Source organism: Pseudomonas sp. WS 5051 (genome assembly GCF_012985715.1).
Taxonomy (GTDB): Bacteria; Pseudomonadota; Gammaproteobacteria; order Pseudomonadales; family Pseudomonadaceae; genus Aquipseudomonas; species Aquipseudomonas bubulae.
In genome coordinates this window covers 471,976-489,613 of sequence record NZ_JAAQWV010000003.1, presented here as the reverse complement: position 1 = coordinate 489,613, position 17,638 = coordinate 471,976, and the positions used below count along the sequence as shown (strand labels likewise).

Sequence of the window (17,638 nt, the reverse complement as noted above, 5' to 3'; positions counted from 1 at the left end):
CGATATCTGCAACCAGATCCCAGGCTGCGTCGGGGAGTTCATACCGCTTTGCCATCTTGGCCTCCTGGCTTTAATGGCGGTGTATTTTACAGAAAATCGTATTTCTTGGGTTTACGTACAGAGCCTAGGGCATTCGACGGTCCATTGGAAAGCTTCGAACCTGTCCAACATCGACTGGACTCAAAGAGTAATTACTTTATCCATGACTATTTAAAGTTGCACGGCGAGAATATTGGCCGACATGCTGATCTTTCCAAAGTACTGACCTATCACTGCGACTCGGATTCTTTTTCAATCAGCAATGAGTACAAGGAACGCTTGATTGCCGATATGGTGGGCCTCGCCAAGGACGTTTCACGAAAGCTTCCCAACGCCGTTTTTATAGAAAAACTGTGCGATTGGTATAGAAACGCGACAACGATCAATAAACAATCCGTTGCGACTGATGTCACTGCTCACCTCAGCAGAAAGGGTAATGACATCGCCACTATGATCATGGAGGTGAATCCAGATTTGGGCCGCGGTTCGAACAAGCTCAAGGTTTTGGATATCGGCGGAAATGACGGCAAGCTGACGTCCTATGTATCCGCCAGTCTGGCCGAGGCCAGCGGCATATATGTCGAGCCCTATGTCCTGGAAGTCGATACTGAAACAGGATGGGACGAAAACAGCAAAACGGTGCAACTCGAGAGTCGCAAGAATTGTGCATCCGTTAAAAAGATCATTTATGACGGCACTAGCATGAGCAGCGGCAAAGTGGCAGGGAGCGATTGTGCAAACCCATTAGTGGAAGGTGGAAAGTTTGATTGCGTCATGTATCAGCATTCACTGCATCACTTCCCCTCCGACGGGGTGCAACAATACAGTATCAAACAAGCCGCCGATCTGCTCAAGGAGGGGGGCGTACTGAGCATCACCGAGCACTCCAGTCGCCTGAGCGGAGATGATATCGACCTGATGCATGTGGTCATTGAGTTGTATAAGAAGCTCCATGAAAACCCGGATATATCGCCCGCACAACTGGAGCGAACCTACAATCAATATATGGAAGCTGAAACACCTGCCAATTATATGTCCCAAGAAAGACTGATCGCCATGGCCACCAATGCTGGATTTACCCCGGTGACGGTCACCCCTACGAGTCCGGGCCCAGACAATGCGTATTCGATAAACTTCGTCAAAGGTGATCAAAAGATGATCGAAAAAACCAGACAGCTGGAAAATCTGGTGTATCCGGCGTCAACCCTCAAGGCCGATCAGTTGAAGTACCAGACCACGTTCATCCCGCATCTGACACGCAGCAATAGCTTTTCCTGACAGCAATGTTGGTTAGGTTGCGATGAATCCAGATATCTTGAATTTACCAAGGTGCAGGATGGCCGCGCGGTAGAAGCAATGAATCGACAGGCACAAAAAACCGGCTGATATAAGCCGGTTTTTTTTGCGCTTAGAAAAACTTATGCACGTATTTAGGTGAAAACTTACAGTCTGAAATAAGCATGAAAATCATAGGCTTACGTCTGTTTTTTCACAAAAAAAGAAAACTTGTGCACAAGTTATCCACAATTTGCTTAGTTCACAATCGTTTCAGAAGGTTTAGCTATAGGAGGCAACGAACCCATGTCGCGCTGAGCCTGCTCGTTCCAGGCCTGTACCCGGTCGTTCAGCTCGGCAATGGCCCGTGGACCGCTGCCGTTGGCGTACATCGGTTCACCGATGACCAGCTCGATGGTGCCAGCCTTTTTCGCCCAGCCCGTCTTGGGCCAGAACTTGCCCGCGTTGTGGGCAATCGGTAGTACCGGTAGTTCGGCGTTGACCGCCAGGGCCGTGCCTCCCCGGGAAAATTTTCCCACCTGGCCAAACGGCACGCGGGTGCCTTCCGGGAAGATCAGCACCCAAATGTTGTCCTTGAGCAGCTCATCACCCTTTTTTGCAATGTGCTTGAGCGCAGCCTTGGGGTTGTCACGGTCGATGGCAATCGGGCGCAGCATCGCCATCGCCCAGCCAAAAAACGGCACATACAGCAATTCGCGTTTGAGTACCTGGCTCAACGGCTGAAAGTAGGCCGAGAGAAAAAACGTCTCCCAGGTACTTTGGTGGTTGGCCAGAATCACGCACGGTCGTTGCGGGATGTTTTCTGCGCCCGTAACCCGAACGTCAATTTTCAAGAACACCCGTGTCAGCCACAGCGCGCAGCGGCACCAGTAAACATTGATAAACCGATAGCGCGCACGGAATGGCAAAAACGGAGCGACAAAAAAGCTCAGCGAGCACCACAGCAGAGAGCTGGTGCCCAGCAGCAGGTAAAAGAAGAAGGTTCTGATGGCCTGCAGTATCGACATAGCGGCTTTTACCGTTGCGGATAAAGCATAAGGGAACAGGCCAGCGCATAACGTGCAGGCCAGTGTTCGAACATGCTTTATTTGTGGATAAGTTCTGCGGCGACTGCCGCCAGATCGTCAAATACTAGAGTATTAACCGGTAACTCTTTGGCCAATGTCTGTAGGCCCTTTCCGGTTTTTACCAAAACTGGCTGAGAATCGACGGCTTGCGCAGCCTGCAAGTCACCCAAACTGTCACCGACGAACCAACATTGGGCCAAATCAACGCCGTAATGGTTGGCAATCGTTTGCAACATGCCAGGTTTGGGCTTACGGCAAGCGCAACCCGCGTCAGGTCCGTGTGGGCAATAGACAATCAATCCGACCTCGCCACCCTGCTCTGCCACCAGCGCCCGCAAGCGGGCGTGCATGGCGTCCAGCGTGGCAACATCATAGTAGCCGCGGGCAATGCCGGACTGGTTGGTCGCGATGGCGACTGTCCAGCCGGCCTTGCTCAACTGCGCAATGGCCTCGATCGCGCCGGGCAGTGGTTGCCACTCCTCGACTGACTTGATGTAAGCGTCGGAGTCGTAATTGATTACTCCGTCCCGATCGAGAATCAGCAGTTTCAACGGCAACCCCTCAGCCCAGCAGTGAAATATCGGCAACACCCAGGAACAGGCCACGCAGACGGGCCAGCAAGGCGTAGCGGTTAGCCCGCACGCTCGGGTCTTCTGCGTTGATCATCACCGCTTCGAAGAACGCATCCACCGGCTCGCGCAACGAGGCCAGACGGGTCAGGGCTTCGTTGTACTGACGGGCAGCAGCCATTGGCTGTACGGCCTCGTCGGCCTTCTGGATGGCCGAGAACAGCGAGAACTCACAAGCATTGTCGAAATAGCGGGCTTCAACGTGGGTCGAAACCGTGCCTTCAACCTTGCTCAGCAGGTTCGAAACGCGTTTGTTCACGGCGGCCAGTGCAGCGGCTTCCGGCAACTGGCGGAACGCTTGTACGGCTTGCACGCGCTGATCGAAGTCCAGCGCCGACGTTGGGTTGAGGGCACGTACCGACAGGTAAGTGGCCACGTCCACGCCTTCGTCTTCGTAACGCGCACGCAGGCGGTCGAAGATGAATTCCAGAACCTGATCTGCCAGACCGGCCGACTTGATCTTGGCCCCGAAAGCGCTGACAGCGAATTTCACTGCTTCAGTCAGGTCGAGGTCGAGTTTCTTGTCGATCAGGATGCGCAGGATACCCAGCGCTGCACGACGCAGTGCGTACGGGTCTTTGCTGCCTGTAGGCAACATGCCAATGCCGAAAATACCCACCAGGGTGTCGAGCTTGTCGGCGATGGCCACTGCAGCACCGGTCAGGGTGCTCGGCAACTCCGCGCCCGCGCCACGCGGCATGTACTGCTCGTTCAACGCCAGGGCGACGTCTTCAGGCTCGCCGTCATTCAGCGCGTAGTAGTAACCGGCAATGCCTTGCATCTCCGGGAACTCGCCGACCATTTCCGTGGCCAGGTCGCACTTGGACAGCAAACCGGCACGGGCGGCACGCGGTGCGTCACCGCCAATGCGCGGGGCAATGAATGCCGCCAGTTTCGAAACACGCTCAGCCTTGTCGTAAACACTGCCCAGTTGGGCCTGGAATACCACGTTTTGCAGACGCAGGTTGAAGCTCTCGAGTTTTTGCTTCTTGTCTTGCTTGAAGAAGAACTCGGCATCGGTCAGGCGCGGGCGAACCACTTTCTCGTTACCCGAGATGATCTGCTGCGGGTCTTTGCTCTCGATGTTGGCCACGGTAATAAAGCGCGGGAGCAATTTGCCATCGACGTCCAGCAGGCAGAAGTACTTCTGGTTGTCCTGCATGGTGGTGATCAGGGCTTCTTGCGGGACGTCCAGGAAGCGCTCTTCAAACGAGCACACCAGCGGCACCGGCCATTCAACCAGCGCGGTCACTTCGTCGAGCAGGGCCGGCGGCACGATAGCGCTGCCTTCCTGCATCGTCGCCAGCTCGGCCACACGCTTGGAAATCAGCTCGCGACGCTCAAAGAAATCGGCCAGCACGTAGGCTTTGCGCAGGTCTTCGGCGTAGTTGGCCGGGGCGCTGATGCGCACGTTTTCCGGGTGATGGAAGCGGTGGCCACGGGACTCACGACCGGCTTTTTGCGCAAGGATCGTGCAATCGATGACCTCGTCGCCCAGCAGCATGACCAGCCACTGGGTTGGACGTACGAACTCGACCTTGCGCGCGCCCCAGCGCATACGCTTGGGGATCGGCAGGTCATTGAGCGAGTCTTCAACGATGGTCGGCAGCAGGCTGGCGGTCGGCTTGCCGACGATCACCTGGCTGAAACGCAGTTTCGGGCCGCTCTGGTCGATTTCGCTCAGCTCAACACCGCATTTTTTGGCAAAGCCAAGGGCTGCCTGGGTCGGGTTGCCTTCGGCATCGAAAGCAGCTTGACGTGGCGGGCCGTCGATATTGATGCTGCGGTCAGGCTGCTGGGTTTCCAGCTGGGTCAGCAGAACGGCCAGGCGGCGCGGTGCGGCGTAGACTTTTTTCGCGCTGAATTTCAGACCGGCTGTTTGCAGGCCTTTTTCAATCCCGGCGAGAAATGCATCAGCCAGGGTATTGAGGGCTTTTGGTGGCAGTTCTTCAGTGCCCAGTTCAACCAGAAAATCTTGAGCACTCATTGTGCTGCCTCCAACTTAGCCAACACTTCATCACGTAAATCCGGCGGAGCCATCGGGAAGCCCAGCTTGGCGCGAGCTTCAAGGTAGGCCTGAGCCACCGAACGCGCCAGGGTACGCACACGCAGGATGTATTGCTGACGCGCGGTCACGGAAATGGCGCGGCGGGCATCCAGCAGGTTGAACGTGTGGGATGCCTTGAGCACCATTTCGTAGCTTGGCAACGGCAGCGGCTGGTCGAGTTCGATCAGGCGCTTGGCTTCGCTTTCATAGAAATCGAACAGTTCGAACAGTTTGTCGACGTTGGCGTGTTCGAAGTTGTAAGTCGACTGCTCGACTTCGTTCTGATGGAACACGTCGCCGTAGGTCACTTTGCCGAACGGGCCGTCAGTCCATACCAGGTCGTAGACAGAATCCACGCCCTGCAGGTACATAGCCAAACGCTCAAGGCCGTAGGTGATTTCGCCGGTAACCGGGTAGCACTCAATGCCGCCTACTTGCTGGAAGTAGGTGAACTGGGTGACTTCCATACCGTTGAGCCAGATTTCCCAGCCCAGACCCCAGGCGCCCAGTGTTGGCGATTCCCAGTTGTCTTCTACGAAACGGATATCGTGGACCAGTGGGTCCAGGCCGATATGTTTCAGCGAACCCAGGTACAGCTCCTGGAAGTTTGGCGGGTTTGGCTTCAAAACCACCTGGAACTGGTAGTAGTGCTGCAAACGGTTCGGGTTTTCGCCGTAGCGGCCGTCAGTCGGACGACGACTGGGCTGCACATAAGCGGCGTTCCAGGTTTCCGGGCCCAGAGAGCGCAAAAACGTGGCGGTATGGAATGTGCCGGCGCCCACTTCCATATCGTAGGGCTGAAGCACCACACAACCTTGCTCGGCCCAGTATTGCTGGAGGGCGAGGATCAAGTCTTGGAAGGTACGCACTGCTGGCGTAGGCTGGCTCACAAATTCACCTGTTTCTTGGGCTGCGATTTAAAGAGCGGGAGTATACCCGATTCGGTCGCCCCTCCACCCCCTGGAGCCTATATGCCACGTTGCTTCTGGTGTTCAGAAGATCCGCTGTATGCCGCTTATCACGATCAAGAGTGGGGCGTGCCGTTGCGCGATGCGCATGGGCTGTTCGAGTTGTTATTGCTCGAAGGGTTCCAGGCAGGTTTGTCATGGATCACGGTTTTGAAGAAGCGCGAGCACTATCGCAAGGTCATGTTTGGCTTTGATGTGCAGCGTCTGGCAGTTATGACGGACGCTGAAATCGAGGTTTTGTTGCAGGATCCGGGGATTATCCGCAACCGTCTCAAGGTGGCCGGAGCACGACGCAATGCCCGGGCCTGGCTGGCTCTGGACAACCCGGTGGAGTTTTTATGGTCGTTTGTTGGGGGTAAACCGAAGATCAACCACTTTACTGAACGCCATGAATTCCCTGCGGTGACGCCAGAGGCCGAAGCCATGAGCAAAGGCCTGAAAAAAGCCGGTTTTACGTTCGTCGGCCCGACCATTTGCTACGCCTTTATGCAGGCCAGCGGCATGGTTATGGACCATGCCACGTATTGCGACCGTTACGCGGAACTGGCCAACGGCGGTTAGAATGTCTTTTTTCGCCACACGCATAACCCGTAGCAGCTGCCGAAGGCTGCGTCCGGCGGCGCAGCCGTCGTGAAGTCAGGCCCTGCGATGTGTCAGTAAAATCAAGCACTCAGCATTTACGATTGCTTCGCAATCGGACGCAGCCTTCGGCAGCTGCTACGAGTGCTTTCGAGAGATTATTCTGTGGAAAAGTTTAAAGGCGCCTTGCTGGTCGGGGCTTTGCGATTGTTTGCCATGCTCCCGTGGAGCGCGGTGCAACGCGTGGGCTCGGCCATTGGCTGGTTGATGTGGAAACTGCCTAATCGTTCGCGCGATGTGGTGCGGATCAACCTGGCCAAATGCTTCCCCGAAATGGACCCGGTCGCCCGTGAGCAACTCGTGGGCCAGAGCCTCAAGGACATCGGTAAAAGCCTGACCGAGAGCGCGTGCGCCTGGATCTGGCCGGCCCAGCGTTCGATTGACCTGGTGCGTGAAGTCGAAGGTCTGGACGTGCTCAAGGACGCCCTGGCCTCAGGCAAGGGCGTGGTAGGCATCACCAGCCATCTGGGCAACTGGGAAGTGCTCAACCACTTCTATTGCAGCCAGTGCAAGCCGATCATTTTTTACCGCCCGCCCAAGCTCAAGGCTGTGGATGAATTGCTGCAAAAGCAACGCGTTCAGCTGGGCAACCGCGTGGCGGCATCGACCAAAGAAGGCATCCTGAGCGTGATCAAGGAGGTGCGCAAAGGTGGTCAGGTGGGCATTCCGGCAGATCCGGAGCCCGCTGAGTCAGCCGGAATTTTTGTGCCGTTCCTCGGCACGATGGCCCTGACCAGCAAGTTTGTGCCCAATATGCTGGCGGGCGGCAAAGCGGTGGGCGTGTTCCTCCACGCATTGCGCTTGCCCGACGGTTCGGGTTTCAAAGTGATTCTGGAAGCGGCGCCCGAAGAGATGTACAGCACCGATACGGCGACCTCGTGCGCGGCCATGAGCAAGGTGGTCGAGAAGTATGTGCGGGCGTACCCGAGCCAGTACATGTGGAGCATGAAGCGCTTCAAGAAGCGTCCGCCGGGTGAGGCGCGCTGGTACTGACCAGACATGCATCCCGTGGGAGCGAGCCTGCTCGCGAAGGTTTCACAAGCGCCGCGATTATCTAACGATCTTCGCGAGCAGGCTCGCTCCCACATCAAGTTCCCAATATGAAGCTGGATGAATTACTGCGACTTATCCAGCTTCTTCAAAAACACCGTCATTTCTTTCTCGGCCTGCTTGTCGCCATGGGCCTGAGCCGCTGCAATCCCCTGCTCCCATGCCGCCCGCGCTGCCGCACGATCCCCCGCCGCCAGCTGCGCCTTGCCCAGCAGCTTCCAGGCCGCCGAATACTTGGGGTCAAAGTCGACGCAACGCTGCAGATGCTCCGCCGCTTTCAAGTTATCCCCAAGGTCCAGATAGCCCTTGCCCAGGCCAAAGCGCAGCAATGAGTTATCCACACCCTTGGCGAGCATCTTTTCCAGTGATTCCAGCATCCCTGACTCCTTAGAAAAAACTCAAGCCCACATGAAACAGCTTCTCTACGTCGCGAATATGCTTTTTATCCACAAGGAACAGGATGACATGGTCGCCGGCATTGATGACGGTAGAGTCGTGGGCGATCAGCACTTCTTCGTCGCGAATGATCGCGCCAATCGTGGTCCCCGGTGGCAAGTTGATTTCACCGATGCTGCGGCCAATCACCTTGCTCGACTTGGAGTCACCGTGGGCGATGGCTTCGATGGCCTCCGCCGCACCGCGGCGCAGTGAGTGCACACTGACGATATCGCCACGGCGTACGTGGGCCAGCAAGGTGCCGATGGTGGCCAGCTGCGGACTGATGGCGATATCGATTTCGCCACCCTGGATCAGGTCCACATAGGCCGGGTTGTTGATGATGGTCATCACCTTCTTCGCGCCCAGGCGCTTGGCCAGCAGCGAGGACATGATATTGGCCTCGTCATCGTTGGTCAGGGCCAGGAACACGTCGGCATCGGCGATGTTCTCTTCGAGCATCAAGTCGCGGTCCGAGGCGCTACCTTGCAGCACAACTGTACTGTCGAGCGTGTCGGACAAATAGCGGCAACGTGCAGGATTCATCTCTATGATTTTGACCTGGTAACGGCTTTCAATGGCCTCGGCCAGGCGCTCGCCGATCTGTCCGCCGCCAGCAATGACAATACGCTTGTAGCTTTCGTCAAGGCGGCGCATTTCGCTCATTACTGCGCGAATATTGGCTCTGGCGGCGATGAAAAATACTTCGTCGTCAGCCTCGATGATGGTATCGCCACGGGGTGTAATTGGCCGATCGCGTCGGAAAATCGCCGCGACTCGTGTATCCACATTCGGCATGTGCTCGCGTAGCTGGCGCAATTGCTGACCAATCAGCGGGCCACCGTAATACGCCTTGACCGCGACCAACTGCGCCTTGCCCTCGGCAAAGTCGATCACCTGCAAAGCACCGGGGTGTTCGATCAGGCGCTTGATGTAGTTGGTGACCACCTGCTCGGGGCTGATCAGCACGTCGACCGGGATGGCGTCGTTATCAAACAACTCCTCGCCGCGTGTCAGATAAGCCGCTTCTCGAACACGGGCGATTTTGGTCGGGGTGTGAAACAGCGTGTAGGCCACCTGGCACGCGACCATATTGGTCTCGTCGCTGTTGGTCACGGCCACCAGCATGTCGGCGTCATCTGCACCCGCCTGGCGCAGCACATTGGGCAGCGAGGCGCGGCCCTGCACGGTGCGGATGTCGAGGCGGTCACCCAGGTCGCGCAGGCGTTCGCCATCGGTGTCGACCACGGTGATGTCGTTGGCTTCGCTGGCCAGATGTTCTGCCAGCGTACCGCCGACCTGGCCTGCGCCGAGGATGATGATTTTCATGCCGTCATTTCCTGGAACCGTTAGCTGCGTGCGGCAGCGATCTTGATCAGTTTGGCGTAATAGAAACCGTCATGCCCACCTTCTTGCGCCAGCAACTGGCGGCCGTGGGGTTGTTTGATACCGAACTGACCGGCGATATCCAGCTCGCGGGCACCCGGTGTCCGGGCCAGAAACGCTTCGATCACCTCGGTGTTTTCGGTCGGCAGCGTCGAACAGGTGGCGTAAAGCAAGATGCCACCGACTTCCAGGGTTGGCCACATCGCGTCCAGCAGTTCGCCTTGCAGGGTGGCGAGTGCGGCGATGTCGTCCGGTTGGCGGGTCAGCTTGATGTCTGGATGACGGCGGATAACACCCGTTGCTGAGCAAGGCGCATCCAGCAAAATGCGCTGGAAAGGTTTGCCGTCCCACCAGGTTGCGGTATCGCGGCCGTCAGCCGCAATCAACTCGGCACTCAGGCCCAGACGTTCAAGGTTCTCGCGAACGCGCACCAGGCGCTTGGCTTCCAGGTCCACGGCTACCACGCCGGCGAGCTTGGGCTCGACTTCCAGGATGTGGCAGGTCTTGCCGCCGGGGGCGCAGCAGGCGTCGAGTACACGCTGGCCCGGGGCCAGATCGAGCAAATCGGCAGCCAGCTGGGCGGCTTCGTCCTGGACACTGATCCAGCCTTCGGCAAAGCCTGGCAGATTGCGTACATCGCAGGCCGCAGCCAGCACGATGCCGTCCTGGCTAAAGGTGCAAGGTTGAGCTTCGATCCCTGCCTCGACCAGCAACTGCAGATACGCATCACGACTGTGATGGCGACGGTTGACCCGCAAGATCATCGGCGGGTGCGCATTGTTGGCTGCACAGATGGCTTCCCATTGCTCAGGCCAAAAAGCCTTCAGGGATTTTTGCAGCCAGCGTGGGTGCGCAGTACGCACCACCGGGTCACGCTCCAGCTCAGCCAGTAAGGCTTCGCTTTCTCGCTGTGCATTGCGCAATACGGCGTTAAGCAGGGCTTTGGCCCACGGCTTTTTCAGTTTGTCGGCGCAACCTACGGTTTCGCCGATGGCGGCGTGGGCCGGAATGCGGGTGTAGAGCAGTTGATACAAACCGACCAGCAGCAATGCCTCGACGTCAGCGTCGGCGGCCTTGAACGGTTTTTGCAGCAGCTTGTTGGCCAGCGCCGACAGGCGTGGCTGCCAGCGCGCGGTGCCGAAGGCCAGATCCTGGGTCAGACCGCGGTCACGTACCTCAACCTTGTCCAGTTGCAGCGGCAACGAACTGTTGAGCGATGCCTTGCCGTTGAGCACGGCAGTCAGGGCTTTGGCGGCGGCCAGACGAGGATTCATTGTGCGGCACCCAAAACTGTACCGACGGCGAATTTCTCACGGCGGCTGTTGAAAAAATCACTGAAGTTCAGCGCTTTGCCACCAGGCAATTGCAGGCGTGTGAGGCACAAGGCGCCTTCACCGCAACCCACGATCAGGCCGTCCTTGCTGGCGGCGAGAATCTGTCCCGGTGCACCTTGAGCGTCAGCCAGGTTTGCGGCCAGTACTTTGAGGGCTTCGCCATTGAGCGTGCTGTGGCAGATCGGCCACGGGTTGAAGGCGCGGATCAGGCGCTCCAGCTCAACGGCCGGGCGGCTCCAGTCGATGCGCGCTTCGTCCTTGTTCAACTTGTGGGCGTAGGTCGCCAGGCTGTCATCCTGGACTTCACCTTGCAGCGTCCCCGCCGCCAGACCGGCAATGGCCTGGATCACGGCCGGTGGGCCCAGTTCGGCCAGGCGGTCGTGCAGGCTGCCGCCGGTGTCATCGGCGGTGATTGCGGTCACGGACTTGAGCAGCATGGGGCCGGTGTCCAGACCCGCCTCCATACGCATTACGGTCACTCCGCTTTCACTGTCGCCGGCTTCGATGGCGCGCTGGATCGGCGCTGCTCCGCGCCAGCGTGGCAGCAAGGAGGCGTGGCTGTTGATGCAGCCCAGGCGCGGAATATCCAGCACCACTTGCGGCAGGATCAGGCCGTAGGCCACCACCACCAGCAGGTCCGGCTTGAGTGCAGCCAGTTCGGCCTGGGCCTCAGGGGCACGCAGGGTGGGTGGCTGCATCACTGTGATGTTGTGCTCCAGCGCCAGCTGTTTGACCGGGCTTGGCATCAGCTTTTGCCCGCGCCCTGCCGGACGGTCCGGCTGGGTGTAGACCGCGACGATCTCGTAAGGCGTGTCTAGCAGTGCCTTGAGGTGTTCGGCGGCGAATTCTGGGGTGCCGGCAAAGACGATGCGCAGTGGCTCAGTCATGGAATACTCACTTGGAATAGGGGGGCGCGGGAACTGACGGCAATGAGCCAGCGAACGGACCGGCTGGCTCATTTTCATGTGGGAGCGGGCTTGCTCGCGATGAGGGCTACCCGGTGTATCAGCAGAACCGTGTTGGCCCGATCGCGAGCAAGCCCGCTCCCACATCGGGTCCCTGCCTGTTCGGGAGTGTTGTGCGTTTTATGCCGATCAAGCGTTCTGGCGGTGCAGTTTTTCCAGTTTCTTCTTGATCCGGTCGCGCTTGAGCGTAGACAGGTAATCGACGAAGAGCTTGCCGTTGAGGTGGTCGCACTCATGCTGAATGCACACCGCCAACAGGCCTTCGGCGATCATTTCGAAAGGTTTGCCGTCACGGTCCAGCGCCTTGATCTTGACGCGCTGCGGGCGATCAACGTTCTCGTAGTAACCCGGTACCGACAGGCAGCCTTCCTGGTATTGGCCCATCTCGTCGGACAGGATCTCGAACTCGGGGTTGATAAACACCATCGGTTCGCTGCGATCTTCGCTCAGATCCATGACCACGATGCGTTTGTGCACGTTGACCTGGGTCGCGGCCAGGCCGATACCTGGCGCCTCGTACATGGTTTCAAACATGTCATCGATCAACTGACGGACTTCGTCGTCCACAACCGCCACGGGTTTGGCGATGGTACGCAGACGCGAGTCTGGGAATTCGAGGATGTTCAAAATAGCCATAAGTTTGTTTGGTGCACTGTGTGAAAGATTCAAAAACGGTTGTCAGGTGGGTCCTGGGGACTCGAGCAACCTGTGCAAAACGTCTCCTTCAGAGAGAGCCCGCTCGGGCTCAGGCGTTTCACGCGAGAGCACATAATAAAGGGATTCACCCACGGATGAAACGACTAGCTGCCGGGCTGCACCTGTGCATGTCTCAATTTGAAACCAACCTGCCCGGCCTCCAGGCGACGTTCAACTAATGTTGGGTTTCCCATTGGCGTTTCAAGTTCTGCCAAGGGGCTCAACCCGGTACTTTTCATCGTTAGCCAAACAACTTGTCAACAGAGTTATCCACAGCTTGTTCCTTACAGCCAGATGGAATAACCGATCAAGGATGATCCTATGCCACCCTCAGAAATATCCCCAGCAGAGTTGGAGGCCCGCTTGCGTTTGCACCGTTTGCCCGACGTTGGGCCACGGCGTTATTACAGCCTGTTCAGAGCCTTTGGTTCGGCCAGTTCGGCGCTCAGCGCACCTGCCAGCGCCTGGCGTGCCCTGGGGCTGCCCGAGGGGTGTGCCCAGGCGCGGCGCAGCCCTGAAGTCCGTGAGGGTGCCAGCGCTGCATTGCGCTGGCTTGAGCGCTCCAGACACCATGTGCTGCTGCATGATCAGGCCGATTACCCGGCGCTGTTAAGCGAATTGAGCGATGCCCCGCCGCTGTTATTCGTGGCGGGAGAGCCGTCAACTCTGGAAAAACCGCAGTTGGCGATGGTCGGTAGCCGACGCGCTTCGAGGCCTGGGCTGGACACCGCGACCGCCTTTTCCCGCAGCCTGGCTGGCGCCGGTTTTGTGATTACCAGCGGGCTGGCGCTGGGGATTGATGGCGCAGCGCATCAGGCTGCTCTGGACGTTGGCGGGCAGACAGTGGGGGTTTTGGGGACGGGCCTGGAAAAACTTTATCCACAGCGCCATCGGGCATTGGCAGACGCAATGATTTGCAACGGTAGCGCCGTGGTATCGGAGTTTCCTCTGGACGCCGGGCCCCAAGCCGCCAACTTCCCGCGGCGTAACCGCATTATCAGCGGTTTGTCCCTTGGCGTGCTGGTGGTCGAGGCCAGCGTGTCCAGCGGCTCGCTGATTACTGCCCGTCTCGCCGCAGAGCAGGGGCGCGAGGTGTACGCCATGCCCGGTTCCATCCACCACCCTGGGGCGCGTGGCTGCCATCAGTTGATCCGTGATGGCGCTACGCTTGTCGAGACCGTTGAGCACATTCTCGAAGGCCTGCGTGGCTGGCGCTCGATGCCGTTGCCCACAACAGAAATGTTTACTCCAAGCTGTCATACATTAGTGCAATTGTTGCAGGCAGCGCCCTATACCAGCGAAGCATTGGCCAATATCAGCGGTTGGGATTTGCCCCGATTGCTGGCTACTCTGACCGAGCTTGAACTGGCGGGGCATGTTGTACTCGAGGGTGGGCGTTGGTTTGCTCGCGCCAGCTAAGTACACTGCGCGCAGCACATATCTGGAGACATTCAATGATCAGCACCTGGCGCGTCCAACAAGCTGCAAGAGCCATTCGCGCAGGCGCGGTGATTGCCTATCCGACCGAGGCGGTCTGGGGCCTGGGCTGCGACCCATGGGATGAAGACGCGGTCGAGCGGCTGCTGGCGATCAAATCGCGGCCTGTGGATAAAGGTCTGATTGTGGTGGCAGACAACATTCACCAGTTCGACTTCCTGTTTGAAGACTTCCCCCAGGAGTGGATCGACCGCATGGCCAGTACCTGGCCAGGGCCGAACACCTGGCTGGTGCCGCATCAGGGCTTGCTGCCCGAGTGGATCACCGGGGTACACGATACGGTGGCGCTGCGCGTGAGCGATCACCCGCTGGTGCGCGAACTGTGCGCGCTGGTGGGGCCGATTGTCTCGACTTCAGCCAACCCGGCAGGTTTGCCGGCAGCGCGTACTCGCTTGAAAGTGGAGCAGTATTTCCGTGGGCAAATCGACCATGTGTTGGGTGGCAACTTGGGTGGACGTAAAAACCCGAGCCTGATCCGCGACCTGGCTAGCGGCAAAATCGTACGCCCGGCGTAATGAGTTGCAGCCCAACCGATCTTGTAGCAGCTGCCGAAGGAACGAGGCTGCGTCCGGTTGCGAAGCAATCGTAAAACCTGAGTCCGAGATTTTTCTGAACGACCACAGTGTCTGGTTTTACGACGGCTGCGCCGCCGAACGCAGCCTCGCTCCTACGGCAGCTGCTACGAATTTGTTTTAAGGCAACAAAATCGTCGATCCCGTGGTTCGGCGCGCCGACAGTTCCGTCTGCGCCTTGGCCGCATCAGCCAACGCAAAACGCTGGCTGATATCAACCTTGATTGCACCGCTGCGGATCATCGCAAACAGCTCATCGGCCATCGCTTGCAGGTTTTCGGCGCTATTGGCGTAGGTCGCCAACGTCGGTCGAGTGACATACAGCGAGCCCTTCTGCGACAAGATCCCCAGGTTGACTCCCGTTACCGCGCCTGAAGCATTACCAAAGCTGACCATCAGCCCACGTGGTGCTACGCAGTCCAGTGACGTTAGCCAGGTGTCCTTGCCTACACCGTCGTAAACCACCGGGCACTTCTTGCCGTCGGTCAATTCCAGTACACGCTTGGCAACATCCTCGTGGCTGTAGTCGATGGTTTCCCACGCGCCCAGAGCTTTGGCGTGCGCGGCTTTTTCGGCTGAGCTGACCGTGCCGATCAATTTCACGCCCAAGGCTTTCGCCCATTGGCAGGCAATCGAACCTACCCCGCCTGCAGCAGCGTGGAACAGGATGGTTTCACCCCCTTTGAGTTCGTAGGTCTGACGCAGCAGGTACTGGGTTGTCAGGCCCTTGAGCATCACGGCGGCGGCTTGTTCAAAGGAAATATCCTCGGGCAGTTTCACCACATTGGCTGCAGGCAAAACGTGCAGTTCACTGTATGCCCCCAGCGGCCCGGTGCCGTAAGCGACGCGATCGCCGACGTTCACGTTGCGCACGTCACTGCCCACCGCATCAACGATCCCTGCCCCTTCATTGCCCAGCCCGGACGGCAGTTCAGCCAGCGGGTACAAGCCACCCCGGTAATAGGTATCGATGAAATTCAGACCGATGGCCTGATTGCGCACCCGAACTTGCTGCGGACCCGGCTCGGCGGGTTGGTAATCGACATACTCAAGCACTTCAGGGCCGCCGTGGGCCCGAAACTGGATACGCTTTGCCATCTGCACTGTCCTCGCTCATTTCACGAAGCCACCATCCAACGCTGAAGCGTGATCTTCGTCAACTGCGGTGAGCCGGAGTGCGGTGTTATGCTAGCCCCCCTTTGCCGCCGGCCCCGCACGCCGCGTCGCTTTGCCCGATTTAAGGTGATGTCATGACTACTCGCACCGAGGCTGTAAAAGCCTACCTGCTCGACCTTCAAGACCGCATTTGCAACGCATTGCAAACGGAAGACGGCGGCACCCAGTTCGTTGAAGACGCCTGGGAGCGCCCGGCGGGTGGTGGCGGTCGTACCCGTGTAATCGAAAACGGCCACGTCATCGAGAAAGGCGGCGTCAACTTTTCCCATGTGTTTGGCAGCGGCCTGCCACCGTCGGCCAGTGCTCATCGCCCTGAACTTGCGGGCCGTGGCTTTGAAGCCCTCGGTGTGTCGCTGGTGATCCACCCGCACAACCCGCATGTGCCAACTTCCCACGCCAACGTACGTTTTTTCATCGCTGAGAAAGAAGGCGAAGAACCGGTCTGGTGGTTCGGTGGCGGCTTTGACCTCACCCCTTACTATGGCGTTGAAGAAGACTGCGTGCACTGGCACCGCGTGGCCGAGCAGGCCTGTGCGCCATTTGGGGCCGATGTGTACCCGCGCTACAAGGCGTGGTGTGACACCTACTTCCATATCAAGCATCGCAATGAGCCCCGTGGTATTGGCGGCCTGTTTTTTGATGACCTGAACGAGTGGGATTTCGACACCTGTTTCGCTTTTATTCGCGCCATTGGTGATGCCTATATCGACGCCTACCTGCCGATCGTTCAGCGCCGCAAAAACGACGAATACACTGCCCAGCAGCGTGAGTTCCAGGAATTCCGCCGTGGACGCTATGTGGAATTCAACCTGGTCTATGACCGTGGCACCCTGTTTGGCCTGCAATCGGGCGGTCGCACCGAGTCGATCCTGATGTCCCTGCCACCGCAAGTGCGCTGGGCTTATGACTGGAAAGCGGAACCGGAAAGCCCGGAAGCGCGCCTGACGGATTACTTCCTGCAAGACCGCGACTGGTTGGCCAACGCCTGACACTGCCCGAGGAGCTTGCCTGATGGACCGTTACGTTGTTTTTGGTAACCCGATTGCCCATAGCAAATCCCCGGTGCTGCATCGCCTGTTTGCCGAGCAAACTGGCCAGGCCATGCAGTACGACACCTTGCTGGCACCACTGGATGATTTTGCTGGCTGCGCAACGCAGTTTTTCCTGCAGGGGCGTGGCGCCAATGTGACAGTGCCCTTCAAAGAAGACGCCTACCGCCTGGCGGATCAACTGACAGCTCGGGCCCAGCGAGCAGGAGCGGTCAACACCCTGAGCAAATTGGCCGATGGCGTTTTGCTGGGGGACAACACCGATGGTGCAGGGCTGGTGCGCGACCTGACGGTCAATGCCGGTTTCAGCCTCAAGGGTAAGCGCATCCTGATCCTGGGCGCGGGCGGTGCGGTGCGGGGTGCGCTGGAGCCGTTGCTGGCTGAAGGGCCGGCCTCGGTCACCATCGCCAACCGCACTGTTGAAAAAGCCGAGTTGCTGGCCGAGTTGTTCAGCGACCTGGGCCCGGTGGCTGCAAGCGGTTTTGACTGGCTGCACGAGCCGGTCGACCTGATTATCAATGCCACCTCGGCCAGCCTGAGCGGCGAACTGCCCCCCATTGCCAGCAGCCTGATCGAGCCGGGTAAAACCCTGTGCTACGACATGATGTATAGCAAGGAGCCGACGCCGTTTTGCGTGTGGGCCAGCGGGCATGGCGCGGGTCAGGTGATGGATGGTTTGGGCATGCTGGCCGAACAGGCCGCCGAGGCGTTTTATCTGTGGCGCGGGGTGCGTCCGGATACTGCACCGGCGCTGGCTGAATTGCGCCGGTTGCTGGCGCTTTAAAGCAGCCCT

17 protein-coding genes are annotated in these 17,638 nt (G+C 58.4%); 7 read left to right on the top strand and 10 right to left on the bottom strand.

Annotated features, from left to right (window positions below):
* Window positions 1–1,317 (top strand): class I SAM-dependent methyltransferase (locus HBN79_RS07070; RefSeq protein WP_222931188.1); only part of this gene is annotated, 1,317 nt, incomplete at its 5' end.
* Window positions 1,318–1,571: 254 nt separating this feature from the next.
* On the opposite strand, the gene HBN79_RS07065 is transcribed toward HBN79_RS07070, so the two are convergent.
* The 4 genes from HBN79_RS07065 to glyQ form a co-directional block, all read right to left on the bottom strand.
* Complete coding sequence (locus tag HBN79_RS07065; RefSeq protein WP_094999585.1) at window positions 1,572–2,342, bottom strand: lysophospholipid acyltransferase family protein; 771 nt, start codon at window positions 2,340–2,342, stop codon at window positions 1,572–1,574.
* A gap of 77 nt (window positions 2,343–2,419) precedes the next feature.
* Window positions 2,420–2,959, bottom strand: coding sequence for a D-glycero-beta-D-manno-heptose 1,7-bisphosphate 7-phosphatase (gmhB, locus tag HBN79_RS07060; protein WP_165446529.1), 540 nt, complete (start codon window positions 2,957–2,959; stop codon window positions 2,420–2,422).
* Between the two features lie 4 nt (window positions 2,960–2,963).
* Window positions 2,964–5,018, bottom strand: coding sequence for a glycine--tRNA ligase subunit beta (gene glyS, locus HBN79_RS07055; protein WP_094999587.1), 2,055 nt, complete (start codon window positions 5,016–5,018; stop codon window positions 2,964–2,966).
* Window positions 5,015–5,968 (bottom strand): glycine--tRNA ligase subunit alpha, encoded by a 954-nt coding sequence (gene glyQ / locus HBN79_RS07050; RefSeq protein WP_003437964.1) that lies wholly within the window; start codon window positions 5,966–5,968, stop codon window positions 5,015–5,017. The genes glyS and glyQ overlap by 4 nt, the downstream gene beginning before the upstream one ends.
* Before the next feature lie 81 nt (window positions 5,969–6,049).
* Here glyQ and tag point away from each other — a divergent pair, with 81 nt between their 5' ends.
* Together tag and HBN79_RS07040 are read left to right on the top strand one after the other, a co-directional pair.
* Window positions 6,050–6,607: a DNA-3-methyladenine glycosylase I gene (gene tag, locus HBN79_RS07045; protein WP_094999588.1), complete on the top strand. Its 558-nt coding sequence runs from the start codon at window positions 6,050–6,052 to the stop codon at window positions 6,605–6,607.
* 183 nt (window positions 6,608–6,790) lie between these two features.
* Window positions 6,791–7,678, top strand: coding sequence for a lysophospholipid acyltransferase (locus HBN79_RS07040; RefSeq protein ID WP_094999589.1), 888 nt, complete (start codon window positions 6,791–6,793; stop codon window positions 7,676–7,678).
* 122 nt (window positions 7,679–7,800) lie between these two features.
* Here HBN79_RS07040 and HBN79_RS07035 read toward each other — a convergent pair whose 3' ends face one another.
* From HBN79_RS07035 to def, 5 genes are all read right to left on the bottom strand, one after another.
* Window positions 7,801–8,112, bottom strand: a complete 312-nt coding sequence (locus HBN79_RS07035) for a tetratricopeptide repeat protein (RefSeq protein WP_169916475.1) — start codon at window positions 8,110–8,112, stop codon at window positions 7,801–7,803.
* 10 nt (window positions 8,113–8,122) lie between these two features.
* Entirely contained in the window at window positions 8,123–9,499 is a 1,377-nt protein-coding gene (gene trkA / locus HBN79_RS07030) for a Trk system potassium transporter TrkA (protein ID WP_094999591.1), read from the bottom strand.
* Between the two features lie 20 nt (window positions 9,500–9,519).
* Window positions 9,520–10,830: a 16S rRNA (cytosine(967)-C(5))-methyltransferase RsmB gene (gene rsmB / locus HBN79_RS07025; protein ID WP_095017920.1), complete on the bottom strand. Its 1,311-nt coding sequence runs from the start codon at window positions 10,828–10,830 to the stop codon at window positions 9,520–9,522.
* Window positions 10,827–11,777 (bottom strand): methionyl-tRNA formyltransferase, encoded by a 951-nt coding sequence (fmt, locus tag HBN79_RS07020; protein WP_094999593.1) that lies wholly within the window; start codon window positions 11,775–11,777, stop codon window positions 10,827–10,829. Before fmt ends, rsmB begins: the two co-directional genes overlap by 4 nt.
* A 207-nt stretch (window positions 11,778–11,984) precedes the next feature.
* Window positions 11,985–12,491 carry a peptide deformylase gene (gene def / locus HBN79_RS07015; protein ID WP_016782844.1) on the bottom strand — a complete coding sequence of 169 codons (507 nt, stop codon included), beginning with the start codon at window positions 12,489–12,491 and terminating at the stop codon, window positions 11,985–11,987.
* A 381-nt stretch (window positions 12,492–12,872) separates the two neighbouring features.
* Here def and dprA point away from each other — a divergent pair, with 381 nt between their 5' ends.
* Both dprA and HBN79_RS07005 read left to right on the top strand, forming a co-directional pair.
* A complete protein-coding gene (gene dprA / locus HBN79_RS07010) occupies window positions 12,873–13,970 on the top strand; it encodes a DNA-processing protein DprA (protein ID WP_169916474.1) in 1,098 nt (365 codons plus the stop codon).
* 35 nt (window positions 13,971–14,005) lie between these two features.
* Complete coding sequence (locus HBN79_RS07005) at window positions 14,006–14,563, top strand: L-threonylcarbamoyladenylate synthase (protein ID WP_094999595.1); 558 nt, start codon at window positions 14,006–14,008, stop codon at window positions 14,561–14,563.
* Window positions 14,564–14,740: 177 nt separating this feature from the next.
* On the opposite strand, the gene HBN79_RS07000 is transcribed toward HBN79_RS07005, so the two are convergent.
* Complete coding sequence (locus HBN79_RS07000; protein ID WP_095038500.1) at window positions 14,741–15,718, bottom strand: quinone oxidoreductase; 978 nt, start codon at window positions 15,716–15,718, stop codon at window positions 14,741–14,743.
* A 152-nt stretch (window positions 15,719–15,870) separates the two neighbouring features.
* Between HBN79_RS07000 and hemF the strand changes: the two genes are divergently transcribed.
* Together hemF and aroE are read left to right on the top strand one after the other, a co-directional pair.
* A complete protein-coding gene (gene hemF / locus HBN79_RS06995; protein ID WP_094999596.1) occupies window positions 15,871–16,785 on the top strand; it encodes an oxygen-dependent coproporphyrinogen oxidase in 915 nt (304 codons plus the stop codon).
* Between the two features lie 22 nt (window positions 16,786–16,807).
* Window positions 16,808–17,629: a shikimate dehydrogenase gene (aroE, locus tag HBN79_RS06990; protein ID WP_169916473.1), complete on the top strand. Its 822-nt coding sequence runs from the start codon at window positions 16,808–16,810 to the stop codon at window positions 17,627–17,629.
* Window positions 17,630–17,638 lie beyond the last annotated feature (9 nt).